13 protein-coding genes are annotated in these 12,825 nt (G+C 51.3%); 8 read left to right on the top strand and 5 right to left on the bottom strand.

The window, feature by feature from the left end; genetic code table 11:
* Nucleotides 1-120 precede the first annotated feature (120 nt).
* Nucleotides 121-567, bottom strand: a complete 447-nt coding sequence (locus ACYVAM_RS27655; RefSeq protein ID WP_461073167.1) for an HYC_CC_PP family protein — start codon at nucleotides 565-567, stop codon at nucleotides 121-123.
* Between the two features lie 181 nt (nucleotides 568-748).
* On the opposite strand from ACYVAM_RS27655, the gene ACYVAM_RS27650 reads away from it, so the two are divergent.
* Entirely contained in the window at nucleotides 749-1,117 is a 369-nt protein-coding gene (locus ACYVAM_RS27650; RefSeq protein WP_461073165.1) for a four-helix bundle copper-binding protein, read from the top strand.
* A gap of 64 nt (nucleotides 1,118-1,181) precedes the next feature.
* Here the strand turns inward: ACYVAM_RS27650 and ACYVAM_RS27645 are convergent, their stop codons facing one another.
* The 4 genes from ACYVAM_RS27645 to ACYVAM_RS27630 form a co-directional block, all read right to left on the bottom strand.
* Nucleotides 1,182-2,243 (bottom strand): exo-alpha-sialidase, encoded by a 1,062-nt coding sequence (locus ACYVAM_RS27645; protein ID WP_461073163.1) that lies wholly within the window; start codon nucleotides 2,241-2,243, stop codon nucleotides 1,182-1,184.
* A gap of 316 nt (nucleotides 2,244-2,559) precedes the next feature.
* Complete coding sequence (locus ACYVAM_RS27640; RefSeq protein WP_461073161.1) at nucleotides 2,560-2,769, bottom strand: GDCCVxC domain-containing (seleno)protein; 210 nt, start codon at nucleotides 2,767-2,769, stop codon at nucleotides 2,560-2,562.
* 3 nt (nucleotides 2,770-2,772) lie between these two features.
* Nucleotides 2,773-3,363: a mercuric transport protein MerTP gene (gene merTP, locus ACYVAM_RS27635; RefSeq protein WP_461073159.1), complete on the bottom strand. Its 591-nt coding sequence runs from the start codon at nucleotides 3,361-3,363 to the stop codon at nucleotides 2,773-2,775.
* A gap of 13 nt (nucleotides 3,364-3,376) precedes the next feature.
* The gene (locus tag ACYVAM_RS27630) at nucleotides 3,377-3,772 is read right to left on the bottom strand and encodes an ArsR/SmtB family transcription factor (RefSeq protein WP_461073157.1); all 396 of its coding nucleotides are present in this window, start codon (nucleotides 3,770-3,772) and stop codon (nucleotides 3,377-3,379) included.
* Between the two features lie 382 nt (nucleotides 3,773-4,154).
* Here ACYVAM_RS27630 and ACYVAM_RS27625 point away from each other — a divergent pair, with 382 nt between their 5' ends.
* From ACYVAM_RS27625 to lpcA, 7 genes are all read left to right on the top strand, one after another.
* Complete coding sequence (locus ACYVAM_RS27625) at nucleotides 4,155-4,502, top strand: DUF6660 family protein (RefSeq protein ID WP_461073155.1); 348 nt, start codon at nucleotides 4,155-4,157, stop codon at nucleotides 4,500-4,502.
* Nucleotides 4,503-4,602: 100 nt separating this feature from the next.
* Complete coding sequence (locus ACYVAM_RS27620) at nucleotides 4,603-9,033, top strand: CusA/CzcA family heavy metal efflux RND transporter (protein WP_461073154.1); 4,431 nt, start codon at nucleotides 4,603-4,605, stop codon at nucleotides 9,031-9,033.
* A gap of 9 nt (nucleotides 9,034-9,042) precedes the next feature.
* Nucleotides 9,043-10,329, top strand: a complete 1,287-nt coding sequence (locus tag ACYVAM_RS27615) for an efflux RND transporter periplasmic adaptor subunit (RefSeq protein ID WP_461073153.1) — start codon at nucleotides 9,043-9,045, stop codon at nucleotides 10,327-10,329.
* Nucleotides 10,330-10,339: 10 nt separating this feature from the next.
* Complete coding sequence (locus ACYVAM_RS27610; RefSeq protein ID WP_461073151.1) at nucleotides 10,340-10,687, top strand: hypothetical protein; 348 nt, start codon at nucleotides 10,340-10,342, stop codon at nucleotides 10,685-10,687.
* Nucleotides 10,688-10,726: 39 nt separating this feature from the next.
* Nucleotides 10,727-11,488: a ZIP family metal transporter gene (locus tag ACYVAM_RS27605; protein ID WP_461073149.1), complete on the top strand. Its 762-nt coding sequence runs from the start codon at nucleotides 10,727-10,729 to the stop codon at nucleotides 11,486-11,488.
* Between the two features lie 71 nt (nucleotides 11,489-11,559).
* Complete coding sequence (locus ACYVAM_RS27600) at nucleotides 11,560-12,219, top strand: DUF1345 domain-containing protein (protein ID WP_461073147.1); 660 nt, start codon at nucleotides 11,560-11,562, stop codon at nucleotides 12,217-12,219.
* A 16-nt stretch (nucleotides 12,220-12,235) separates the two neighbouring features.
* On the top strand, nucleotides 12,236-12,814 hold the full coding sequence (gene lpcA / locus ACYVAM_RS27595; protein ID WP_461073145.1) for a D-sedoheptulose 7-phosphate isomerase: 579 nt from the start codon (nucleotides 12,236-12,238) through the stop codon (nucleotides 12,812-12,814).
* Nucleotides 12,815-12,825 lie beyond the last annotated feature (11 nt).

The following is a 12,825-nucleotide window of genomic DNA, read 5'->3' as shown; positions in this document are numbered from 1 at the left end:
AATGGGAAGCCCGGACGGATTGCGGTAATGCTCAGCAGAATCGGAAGCACTGAGAAACGGCAAAAGCCCACTGACCAGGCCACATAGGTGCCGTCAGTGAGTCGTAGTTTGTAAAACGGCTCAGATAAGCCAGCTGCAATGGGAAGTAAGCCGGAAACGCCCCGTTCGATAGATGGGGTCGGCAGTAATCGATGAACTAGTTGCACTCGGCTCTAGGGGAAGCAAAGCGGCCAGCAAATGTTGAAATTCAGGATTGGGAATAAAGTCAGCGGGGCCAGGAGCACCTGGAATATGCTGGTCAGCTACAACACGGCTTACGTCGAGGTGTTGATACGAAACCGTCGTTTTGCAACAGGGCATTTTTTTGACGATTGATTCACCCGAGACCGGTGCAGGAAGTTCATTCGCTTGACAGGGTGTAGTACAGCTTTTCTGGGTGAGTAGCAACGATTTTGTATGTCCCCGCATCTGGCACCAATGTTCAACCATACCAAAGCCTGTGCTACTGAGCAGGACCACTAGGGCCAGCCAGATGCAAATCAGACGAGTATAGAAGCGGATTTTCATTAGATACAGATTACTACTGCAAACTTACACACTTTCTAAACTGTGATTCTTACAGGATTAGGGGTGGTCTTTACAAAATTTATAGAAGTAAGCCCTAATGGGAGGAAAAGGCCAAAGCCGACTCAACCTTTATACTGGAAGGCAGTTATAGCCTCATTCTTTACTAAACTGACTGACAATTATGACAACTGGTCTTATTCCATCAACCTATCAAACCTGCATCGATGCCTGCCAAGCCTGTGCCGTAGCGTGTGATGCCTGTGTCGAAGCCTGCCTTGGCGAACAGGATATTTCGATGATGATCAACTGCATCCGGCTTGATCGCGATTGTGCCAAGATTTGCTACATGGCCGTTTCGTTCATGGCCAGTAATAGCCAACACGCGGCTGATGTTTGTCAGCTCTGCGCCCATCTCTGTGAAGCCTGCGCTGCTGAGTGTGAAAAACATGCCGACCATATGGATCACTGCCGCCAGTGCGCCGAAGCGTGCCGAAAATGCGCTGAAGAATGTCACAAAATAGCAAAAGGTGCTCATGCTATAACCGCTTAGTGAATTCTTAATTCGTCTATCTCCTGAACCAATTAAATTGGTTCAGGAGATAGGTAAAGTCAACTTACGGTGCTTTATTGAGGCTAATCGAATTCATCATCACCTGCCCGTCTGACTCCCAAACGCACAAGGCTATTTTGCCCGCTACAGCGATGCTAGGGATCTGACCTTTCCCCACTGAAATGGCTGAATTATCGGCTGATTTAATCCAAACCGTGCCACCTTCATCCCAAGCCAGCACAGGTCTGGCTGTTCCCGAAGCGAGCGTTACGTTACGCCCCGTCGTAATGGGTTTTTCCGGCTCGCCTGGCAAACAGGTATATAGGGTGTTTTCGCGTCGCCAGGTGGTTAGTGGCTGACCGCTTGCCGACAATACGACCGCTCCTCCGTCCATCGGGCAAGCCGTTAGCTTCCAGTTACCTATGCCCAACTTTTGGGCAGTTGCGTAGGTCTTGCCCCCATCAGCCGAGTGAGCCAGGTATAAATTTCGGGAACCGTCGAGCCAGTTGCGAAACTGAACATAAACATCGTTGTCGCTTGCAGCAATCGACACTTTACAGCATTCGCAAACCGTGCCATCCGGTGAATGGTAAATAACCTGATTGGTGGACCAGGTACGCCCGCCATCGCGGGAGGTAGCTCCGACAATTTTATTCTTCTTATCGTCACGCAAGTCCAGCCAGGCCGTATGGAAGGTACCGCTGCCCGTGCCCGCCACAGCCTGAAACCCCTCTTTGGCTATTTGTGGCGTATCGTTGATTCGCACGGCAGTTGACCACTGATTGGTGGCCCGGTTGAGGGAGTAAGCCACTATATCCCCTTGCCGATTCACAGCAGTAATGACAATAAATTGGGTAGTAACCGCTACCTGAGGCCCACGTTTAGCCCCGGCCACCAAATTCGGCAGGATGGCCACTTTGACTGGTGAAGAAAAAGAAGCAGTCTGGTTTTTGGCTGTTGCGTAATAGATTGTTGAATCCTGACCATATACCAAATGTACTGTTCCAGTAGCATCAGCCATAACAACAGGCAAATGCCCGGACGCGACTTTTTGAGGATATGTGGAAGACTGGGCTTTTACAGAAATAACCCATAGCTGTAATAGAACAAAGAACAGATAGCGCATGACAGAGAAGAATAAGGAACTGAGTTGATGAATATGATAAAGCAACTTTAGCTGTGTATATAATTTAAAGCAGTATTGCCACTTTTCAGATACGACAAAACAAATGATATTAGCCTTATACAGCATAACTAAACTGAGTGCCAAGAGAACAGTGCCAACAAATTCCCAATTAGTCCGATACAGTCCGCCGTTCATATGTCATGTCATGAAATTATTGGGATGTTTATGTAAAAGTTCATAGTCCAACAAATGTGCACAAGCATACGCTCGTTTGTTGGTGAACACTAAGGACAAAAAGAAAGCCCCAAATCGGGGCTTATGCGCAACAGCTCTTTTGCTCTTGGATCGGAGGGCACTTCGCCGACCCGTAGGAACAGAATACACAACAGTCTCCTGCCAGCGGCTTTAGAAGGGTATGGCAGGCCGTGCATTCATAAAAATAGGTGCAAGCATCGGTCGGCATGATCTCCGCTGCTTGGTGGCCACAAGTTGGGCATGTAATCACGGATTCAAGTGTGACGGTCATTCCTTAAAGCGTTTTTGTGCTGGTGACTTTATAGCCGGTGGCATCCACCGCTTTTTTAATGTCAGCCAGAGAGGTTTTTTTGCTGTCGAATTTCACTGTGGCCGCTCCTTTTTGGTACGAGACATCAACCGCCGATACGCCTTTGATCTTGGTGACCTCCTGTTTGATGTGATGTTCGCATCCCTCACAGGACATGCCCTTGATGGTCACATAAGCCACTTGCCCAGTGCCTGCTTGCGCGGGCTGCACGGTCGCTTGATTCTTATCCTGGTACAGCCAGTTTGAGTAAGAGGGGAAAGCCAGCAGTAGTAAGGTCATTACTGTCATTACGCCCAAAAATGGCTTTGTTTGCCAAAAGTCGGTTTTCTTCGTTTCGCAAGTACATTCCATCGTTTTTTTGGGTTTTAATTGTTCATACCAGGCCCAACCCAATGCGCCCACCGTAAGCGCGATACTGTATGGCCGCAAAGGTTCCAACCAAGTCCATCCACCAGCCGAGCCGGTGGCACCCACCAGCAAAGCGAGCAAAGGGACAGTGCAACAGAGTGAAGAAACAAAGGCAGTGAGTAGCCCGGTCAATCCTGCGAGTTTCATAGTTTCATGATTGTTATTGCCCGGATTCAGCAGCCAACAAGGGGGCGTTTGGTATCGTTTTGAGGTGTTGCAAAAGCGAATGTAAGATGCCGGTTGATTCTGTTCGCAAGGAATAAAAAACGGTCTGACCAACTTTTCGACCCTGGATCAACTGCGCATCTTTAAGCTTGCGCAAATGCTGTGAAACAGCCGGAATGCTCATGCCCAGAATGTCGCTCAAATCGCAAACGCACAAATTGCTTTCTTCCTGCAACAGAAAAATAATTTTAAGTCGGTTGGCATTACCTGCCATATCCAGCACTTGAGCCAGTCGGTCAAAAACCGGCTCGGCATATTTTATCTTTTCGGTGCATTGCCGAATTTGTTCTTGATCGGCAAAGACGCGGATACAGCTTGGGGAATTTTCCATTTTGGAACAAAGATAAGCTACTTGCTTATTTAAGCAAATTCTTAACTATCGAACTAGTAGGCGATGGCACCTTTGGTAGGGAAAAGCGAAAAGTGCACGTTCGTATACTTGCAGATAGAAGGTATCGACTTTAGGGAGATCGCTCAACGATAAAGCTATCGAGCGATGCGTAACGCTTCCGCGTAGGCATCCGGCCATTCGCTTTGCTTAACGGCCTGGGCCGCATTCTCCACATCCTCAGCGACGTACACGAAATCAATAGCAACCTCCGTAATGTTGCCAATCCTTCAACTAAATCAAGCGACCGTATTCATTATGGGCTACGAAATAAAATATAGACTTGTATTTGACTACCTGTTGCACAAAGCTTTGCCGTACCTTTGTGGCTGTGAAGTGGTTTACGACGATATTGTCTCTCTACCTGCTTGGTCTATCGGTATGGCCTTGTGCGGATGAGGTGCAGCCTGTTCCTAGGCAGGACCATGCGATCGTGCTTGCAAAAGCCGATCGGTCTTATCCCGGTTCGTCCCATGAGCACCACGATCAATGTACCCCCTTTTGTAGCTGTTCGTGTTGTGCCGCCATCGTTACGCTCTTGCCACAGTTCAGCTATAAGCTGACTGCTTCCGTGGCGATAAAACCTGTAGTGGCCACCAGCTTCCGCTATACGTCTCCCCATTGGGCTGATACGCTCTTCGCCATCTGGCAACCCCCCAAGATTACCGTCTGAACACAACTGAGTTCATGACTAATCATGCCCGCTTTTAATCAGCGTGTGCGGCTAGTTTATGAACAGCATTTTCTTGTTACTCACTTGTTCAGATCTGATCATGCTGGATCGTATCATTCGCTTTTCCATTCAGAATAAACTCATTATTGGGCTTTTTACGCTCGCGCTGGTTATTTGGGGTGGCTATTCGCTAACCCGCCTGCCCATAGACGCCCTGCCCGACATCACCAACAACCAGGTACAGGTCATTACCCAAAGCCCGGCCCTGTCAGCCCTGGATGTTGAGCGGCTTATTAGTTTCCCTATCGAGCAAACGATGGCCACCTTACCCGACCTGATCGAGGTACGGTCAATTTCCCGCTTTGGCCTATCGGTCGTTACCATTGTCATGAACGATGGAGTCGATGTAAACCTCGCCCGTCAACAGGTCTTTGAACGGCTGCAACAGGCCCGCTCCCAGATTCCAGCCGATGCCGGTACGCCCGAGTTGTCCCCGATGACCACGGGTCTGGGAGAAATCTATCAATATGTTTTACGGGCTAAACCCGGCTACGAAAAACGCTACCCGGCCATGGAACTACGATCCATCCAGGACTGGATCGTCCGGCGGCAACTACTGGGTACCAAGGGAGTCGCCGACGTCAGTAGTTTTGGTGGCTTTCTCAAGCAGTATGAAGTCGCCGTTGACCCCCAGCGTCTTCGAGCGTCCGGAGTGACGATGGATGAACTGTTCACTGCCCTTCAGCGCAACAATCAGAATGCGGGCGGGGCCTACATTGACCGTCGGCCTAACGCCTATTTTATCCGGTCTGAAGGGTTGATCGGTACACTCCAGGATATTGGTAAGATTGTCGTTCACCGGACGCCCGGGGGTATCCCGGTCCTGATCCGTGACGTGGCCCAGGTTCAGCTTGGCCAGGCCGTTCGGTATGGCGCGATGACCCGCAACGGAGAAGGGGAAGTTGTGGGCGCTATTGTGATGATGCTCAAGGGCGCTAACTCCTCCCAGGTGATTGGCAATGTTAAAGAGCGGATTGAACAAATCAAGAAGTCCTTGCCAGAAGGCGTTGAAATTCATGCTTTTCTTGACCGAACCAAGCTCGTCAACCGGGCCATTGGCACCGTGGAGAAGAACTTAACGGAAGGGGCACTCATTGTCATTTTTGTGCTGGTGCTCCTGCTAGGCAACTGGCGGGCGGGATTAGTTGTGGCTTCGGTGATTCCGCTCGCGATGCTCTTCGCCGTGTCGCTGATGAACCTATTCGGTGTATCAGGAAATCTAATGAGCTTGGGGGCCATTGATTTCGGTTTGATTGTCGATGGAGCGGTCATTATCGTCGAGGCAACCCTGCATCATATCGCCCTGAAAAATTATCGACACCATTTGTCCCAGGACCAAATGGATGAAGAGGTCTTTGAATCGGCCAGCCGAATTCGTTCGTCAGCGGCTTTTGGGGAGATCATCATTCTGATCGTCTATCTTCCGATCCTGGCGCTGGTTGGTATTGAAGGCAAGATGTTTCGGCCCATGGCGCAGACCGTGGCCTTCGCGATACTGGGAGCCTTCATTCTCTCCCTGACCTATGTACCCATGGCTTCAGCCCTCTTGCTCAGCAAGAAGCCAGTGCGCGAAGGAAGTAAGACGATTTCCGACCGGATTATGCACTTCTTTCACCGGGGCTACGATCCGGCCATTCGCTGGACGCTGGACCACAAAGGGCTGGTGGTTGGCTTGTCGCTCGCTTTACTGGCGGGGGCACTGTTTATCTTTAGCCAGTTAGGCGGGGAATTCATCCCCCAATTAGATGAGGGGGATTTCGCCGTCGAAACCCGGGTCATGACCGGTTCTTCGCTTTCTCAGTCTAGTGATGCCTCCCTTCAGGCAGGGCGGATACTAAAAGAAAATTTTCCGGAAGTCATCGAAACCATTGGCAAAACGGGCGCGGGTGAGATTCCGACCGATCCGATGCCCATTGAAGCCACTGATCTAATGGTAATTCTAAAAGACAGGAAAGACTGGACTTCAGCCAGTAGCCGGGAAGAACTCGCCGAAAAGATGCAGGAAAAACTCAACCAGATACCCGGCGTTAGTTACGGCTTTCTACAACCCATTCAGATGCGCTTTAGTGAGTTAATCTCAGGCGTGAAGCAAGATATCGCCGTGAAATTATACGGGGAAGATCTCGGCGTGTTAGCCGATTACGCAGCCCGCATAGGGCGGGTTGTTAGTACCGTACCCGGGGCGGAAGATCTCTACGTCGAACAAGTGTCAGGCTTGCCGCAGATTGTGGTTAAGTTTGATCGGGATGCACTGGCCCGCTTTGGGTTATCCATTGAGGAGGCCAATCGGTATCTAGAAGCGGCCTTCGCGGGCTCGTCGGCAGGATTAGTCTACGAAGGCGAGCGACGGTATGATCTGGTTATTCGTTTGCAGCAGCAGAGCCGTCAGCGACTGGAAGACGTTCAGAATTTGCTGGTAACGACGGTTGACGGTCAGAATGTCCCCTTGAGCCAAATCGCTGATGTATCGTTTCAGAACAGCATCAACCAAATTCAGCGGGAAGATGCGAAACGGCGTATTATTGTGGCCTTCAACGTGCGGGGGCGTGATATAGAAAGCGTGGTGAATGAATTACGTAGTAAGTTAGATACGCAGATTAAATTGCCGGTTGGGTATTACCTCACCTACGGCGGACAGTTTCAAAACCTTCAGGAAGCCAAAGACCGACTGAGTATCGCCGTACCGGTCGCGCTGGGTCTGATTTTTCTGCTCTTATTTTTTACGTTCGGTTCGATTCGGCAGAGTTTGCTGATTTTCTCAGCCATTCCGCTGTCGGCCATTGGGGGTATTTTCGCGCTCTGGCTTCGCGATATGCCGTTTAGTATCTCAGCCGGTGTTGGCTTTATTGCCCTGTTTGGGGTAGCGGTGCTCAACGGCATCGTGCTGATCGGTGAATTTAATCACCTTACAGCCGAAACGAATTTGAGCCTTCGGGACCGTATTCTCCAGGGGACAGCAACCCGGCTGCGTCCGGTCATGATGACCGCCCTGGTGGCCTCCCTGGGTTTTCTGCCGATGGCCCTGGCAACAACAGCCGGAGCCGAAGTGCAACGGCCCTTAGCTACCGTAGTCATAGGAGGACTGGTCTCCGCTACATTGTTAACCCTACTCGTGCTGCCCTGCCTGTACTGGTGGGAACAGACCCTGTGGGGGGCGAGCTCCCAAGATAAGAAAAAGAAGGCCTTAACGCCCTCCATCTCGGGTAAGGTAGCCAGTTGGCTATTAATTGGGTTACTAGGCTTAGGTTTGGTCTTACCGGCTCAGGCTCAGGTACCCCAATTAAGCACGCAAGTGGGCGGGGCGCTGTCACTGGACGCGGCTTTGCAACAGGCGTCTACCAATAACGGAATAGCCCGGATCAATGCGTTGGTTATCAGTCAGCAGCAGACGGGACGTCGGGCAGCCCGGGACATTGGGACGACTAACTTTTCCTGGATGGGCGGACAGTATAATGGCCCAAACTTCGACAATAACGTTGCCGTTTCGCAAAACCTACCGAATCCAAAACTGATTCGGCAGTTGGGTCGGCTGGCCGATGCCAACGTAGCGGGGAGCCAGGGACAGGCGCGCATCAGCCAGAACGGACTACGGGCCCAGGTAAAAGCCGCTTATTACGACCTGTTATACCTGGTCGAACGGCGTCGGCTGCTCAGGAGTCAGGACAGTCTGCTGGTGGCCTTCCGCTCAGCGACGGAACTGCGGCTCAAAACCGGCGAAGGAACCGCCGTTGAGGTGGCCACGGCAACCAATCAGTTGGGCGAATTGCGTAATTCGCTGGCCCAGACGGAAGCGGATCGACAAATTGTGATCAGTCGGCTGCAAACCCTGCTGAACAGCAACCAACCCATTAATTTATCGGATAGTACCCTGACGCGCCGGGCACTACCCGTCGTCACGGACTCCGCAACGTTGGCTCAGACGCCCGAACTGGCCTATTTACGCCAGCAAATCGAGGTAGCCTCCCGGCAAACGGACGTAGAACAGGCTCGGCTATTGCCCAGCTTTACCGTGGGTTATTTTAATCAGTCGCTCATCGGTACGTATACTGTTAACAACCAAGAAGTGACGTACGGGGGCGGCAAGCGGTTCCAGGGCGTGACCGCAGGCGTAGCCGTTCCGCTGTTTACCAAACCCCAGCGCGCCCGTGTCGAAGCAGCCCGGCTCGGTCAACAAGTAAGCGAAGCTACGCTGGCCCTCTCGCAACGCAATTTGCAAGGTGAGCTAACCACGACCATCCAGGAAATCCGCAAGTTGCAAAGCAGTCTAACCTATTATGAGCAAACCGGTTTGCCAACCGCCCGGCTGCTGGCGGACAAAGCGGGCGTAGCCTTTCGGGCTGGTGAGATTGCCTATCTCCAGTACTCGCTGGCTCTTTCGCAGGCGTACCAGACCCGCGCTAGCTACGTCGATGTGCTGGCTCAGTACAATCAATCCATCATTCGTCTGGAGCAAATTCTGGGCTTACCCTAATATCGTATCATGAAACGAATCCTTTTGAGTGTCGGTCTTTTGTGGCTGACAATTGCCTGTCGTGAATCCACGGAAAAAGAAACGACCAGCGAAGCGGAAACGAAACCCGCTGCCAAACAAGCTGGCCACGAGGAAGGACCTGCTGACGTTGTCGAACTCTCCACCGATCAACTACGCATCGGGGCGATTGGCTTAGGCAGCGTTGAGTATCGTAATTTGGGGCAGTTGCTTCAGCTAAACGGTCGGTTGGCCGTGCCTGCCCAGAGCCAGGTGGCTATTACCGCGCTGCAAGGTGGTTTCGTGCGGAACTTGCCCCTTTTACCCGGTCAGCCGGTGCGGAAGGGCCAGCTAATTGCCCGCATTGAAAACCCGGATTTGGTGGCCATCCAGCAGGAGTACGCCGAGAATCATAGCCGCCTAACGTATCTGGATGCGGAATACGCCCGGCAGAAAGAATTGAGCGAGCAAAACGTGAGTGCCTTGAAAGTGTTTCAGCAAACATCCGCCGAGCGCAACCAAATCCGTTCCCGGCTGGGTGGCCTGGCGCATCGGCTTAAATTGGTTGGCTTGTCTCCACAGGCTGCTCTGGCTGGTAAATTCAGTTCGTACTATGTCGTAACCGCCCCCCTGGATGGGGTGATCACCGAGGTCGCTGTGACCGTCGGCCAATACGTTCAACCCGCCGATATGATGGCACGACTGACAAGTAGTCAGGGCTTATACGCTGAATTGACCGTGTTCGAAAAGGACCTGCCCCAGATTCGGGCGGGCCAACGGGTGAGCCTGCGGCTTAACAACGAGCCCAGTAAAGAGCGGTCGGGTCGAATCACGTTTATTAACCGGTCTATTGAGGCCGACCGCTCGGTGCGGGTAGTAGCAAGGCTTGATCAGCCGGATACCCGATTAGCGCCCAATACGTTTCTAAAGGCTAGCCTGGATGTAGGCGATAGCCGGGTAACGGCGCTGCCCGAAAAAGCCATCGTATCCGCCGAGGGCAAGGATTACATCTTTATTGTGACGGATGAAAAAGCCCCTGAAGAACACGAGCATGAAGAAGGGGAGGCTAACCACTCGGCAAAGGAAGAGCACGATCACAAAGCCGGTGAAACCGAACAGCATGGCACTGCTTTCAAGCAAATCCCCGTACGCCGTGGGGTGACGGAAGGCGGCTACTCGCAGGTCACCCTCCCGGCTTCACTCGACCTTAAAAAGGCTAAGGTCGTTATCAATGGCGCTTATGCGGTGCTCTCGCAGCTTCAGGCGGCAGGTGGTGAAGAAGAAGGTCATGCCCATTAACTCGAAACCGATGGAATCTCTATTGTTAACACCCGAGAATAACGCCCTGCATCTTCATGCCCGTGATGGCATTTCGTCCGTGCAAATCAATTACCTAGTCCTGGAAACGGGTCAGCCCTTCAGCCACTATCCAACGTTGGTAATGACGATTATTGACGAGGATAATCTGGTGTTATGGAGCAACCGGTTACAGACCTATTATCAATCCCAAAACGCTACCGAAGCTCGGATTGAACAGTCGTTTGCGATTTGGGATCAGCTGACAATAACGCTATCGGATACTAGCCAACAACCCGAACATCGGGATTATCTCATTCGACTCTATTATACCCTCAAGACGGATCGTTTACCCCAGTAATTAGTAATCAATTCATCCGCAATTGGTAATCAACTCCTCATGACCCCCCTTTTCCAACAGATTATTACGTATGCGCTGCTACCGACTCTAGCCCTGACAGGCGGTGGTCTATTAGCCTTGTCCGTTCGATTCGGGATGCAGGCGCGTTCAGCTATTCTGCATTTCGCAGCTGGAGTCGTTTTTTCGGTCGTTGCGGTCGAAATACTACCGGACGTTGTTCGGTTACATGATCCGTGGCTAACCGTCCTGGGTTTCAGTCTGGGAATTGGGTTAATGCTACTGATTCGCAGGCTTACTGAATCGCCGGAAAAAGCGTCTTCTGAAAGTGAACCGCCCACAGGTACTATATCAAATCAGCAAGGGGGCGTGTTTCCAGTAGCCTTTCTACTGGCCATTGGTGTAGATCTGTTTATTGACGGCCTGCTGCTGGGTATTGGCTTTGCGGCAGGCGCTAAAGAGGGCATTCTGTTGGCACTGGCACTGGGGGTCGAAGTTTTGTCATTGGGACTGGCTACGGCAACTTCACTCACTGAAGAAGGGGTTTCTCGCCCCCGAATCATTCGTCTGCTGCTGAGTTTATCGGCCTTGTTTTTCGCCAGTACCGTGGGGGGAGCCACGTTGCTGCACAATCTTCCCGAAATGGGGCTAGATATCGTACTGTCGTTTGGCCTGGCTGCACTATTATTTTTAGTCACGGAAGAATTACTGGTCGAAGCTCATGAAGGCCCTGAAAAGCCGTGGCTGACGGCTACGTTCTTTGCTGGGTTCTTGTTGTTTTTAATTTTGGGTATGATCGCTTGACCGCCAGATGTTAGCCATAGAACCAATAAGATATATAAAGCAATAGCCTCCTGATCCAATTACAGTATGTCATGACGAAAAACAACAAACGCCACCGACTAGTCTTAAGCGCCTTTTACCGGTCGCTAATTGCCCTGGGCATTGGTATCGCGGTTTGGCTGGTAACCAATGGATGGTTTAACTGGCAGACTCGCTTGCTACTTATATGTCTTGCCTACGCATTGACCATACTAGGCTTCGTCTGGTTCATCATTGGGTGGACGAATGCCCAACAAATGGCGCAACGGGAAGATAATAGTCGGGCTGTCATTTTTAGCTTTACCATTGGTGCCGCCTTATTAAGCCTGTTTGCTGTGATCGTTCTACTGGGCTCGGTAAAAGGGTTGTCTTCAGCCGAATCAGCCCGCCATGTTGTGTTGTCGGCCCTGACGGTAGGTAGCGCCTGGACGCTTATTCACAGCATTTTTACCCTGCATTACGCCCATCTGTATTTCTATAATGCTGATGATATGCGCCAGGTGGGTGGTTTGACCTTTCCGGGTACAGCGTCACCTAATTACTTGGACTTCGCCTACTTTTCGTTTGTGGTCGGCATGACTTGTCAGGTTTCCGATGTTTCAGTCACCTCCAGCCGGGTACGTCGAATCACACTGCTGCATGGAGTACTGTCATTTGCCTTTAATACAATCATCATTGCCTTCAGCATCAATGCGATAGCCAGCCTGCTATAGAAAATACATAATCGGTATGACTCATCAAGCCCTTATCCAGCAAGAACTTCATCAGGCCCAGTCGGTACTGACAACGTTCATGGCAAATCCCGCTAACTTACTGGCCATTGAAGCGACTGCGCGCTTGATGGCTGATTCTCTGCGATCAGGCCATAAAATTATAGCCTGTGGAAATGGGGGCTCTCACTGTGATGCGATGCATTTTGCGGAGGAACTCTCCGGTCGATACCGGAATGACCGACCATCTCTGGCGGGTCTGGCTATTTCGGATACAAGTTACATGACCTGTGTGAGTAACGACTATGGATATGAGTTTGTATTTTCCCGCTTCATCGAAGGCCTAGGCCGTAATGGCGATGTTCTATTGGGCATTAGTACAAGCGGTAATTCGGCCAATGTGATTCGCGCTGTAGAAGCCGCCCGGACGCAGGGGATGTTCGTCGTTCTGCTGACGGGCAACGACGGAGGAAAGCTTGCCGGACAGGCGGACGTGGAAATACGTGTTTCTCATGTAGGCTTTGCGGACCGAATTCAGGAAATACACGGTAAAGTCATCCATATCCTGATTCAATTGATTGAAACCTTAGTCAATTAAGTGGGGGTAGT

It is taken from the genome of Spirosoma horti, assembly GCF_054776595.1.
This window is presented reverse-complemented; position numbering and strand designations above follow the sequence as displayed.

Excerpts from the sequence above, each read along its gene's own strand:
- ACYVAM_RS27645 (WP_461073163.1), bottom strand. The coding sequence starts at position 2,243 with ATGCGCTATCTGTTCTTTGTTCTATTACAGCTATGGGTTATTTCTGTA.
- lpcA (WP_461073145.1), top strand. The coding sequence starts at position 12,236 with ATGACTCATCAAGCCCTTATCCAGCAAGAACTTCATCAGGCCCAGTCG.
- ACYVAM_RS27640 (WP_461073161.1), bottom strand. The coding sequence starts at position 2,769 with ATGACCGTCACACTTGAATCCGTGATTACATGCCCAACTTGTGGCCAC.
- ACYVAM_RS27620 (WP_461073154.1), top strand. The coding sequence starts at position 4,603 with ATGCTGGATCGTATCATTCGCTTTTCCATTCAGAATAAACTCATTATT.
- ACYVAM_RS27610 (WP_461073151.1), top strand. The coding sequence starts at position 10,340 with ATGGAATCTCTATTGTTAACACCCGAGAATAACGCCCTGCATCTTCAT.
- ACYVAM_RS27600 (WP_461073147.1), top strand. The coding sequence starts at position 11,560 with ATGACGAAAAACAACAAACGCCACCGACTAGTCTTAAGCGCCTTTTAC.
- ACYVAM_RS27650 (WP_461073165.1), top strand. The coding sequence starts at position 749 with ATGACAACTGGTCTTATTCCATCAACCTATCAAACCTGCATCGATGCC.
- merTP (WP_461073159.1), bottom strand. The coding sequence starts at position 3,363 with ATGAAACTCGCAGGATTGACCGGGCTACTCACTGCCTTTGTTTCTTCA.
- ACYVAM_RS27605 (WP_461073149.1), top strand. The coding sequence starts at position 10,727 with ATGACCCCCCTTTTCCAACAGATTATTACGTATGCGCTGCTACCGACT.
- ACYVAM_RS27630 (WP_461073157.1), bottom strand. The coding sequence starts at position 3,772 with ATGGAAAATTCCCCAAGCTGTATCCGCGTCTTTGCCGATCAAGAACAA.
- ACYVAM_RS27615 (WP_461073153.1), top strand. The coding sequence starts at position 9,043 with ATGAAACGAATCCTTTTGAGTGTCGGTCTTTTGTGGCTGACAATTGCC.
- ACYVAM_RS27655 (WP_461073167.1), bottom strand. The coding sequence starts at position 567 with ATGAAAATCCGCTTCTATACTCGTCTGATTTGCATCTGGCTGGCCCTA.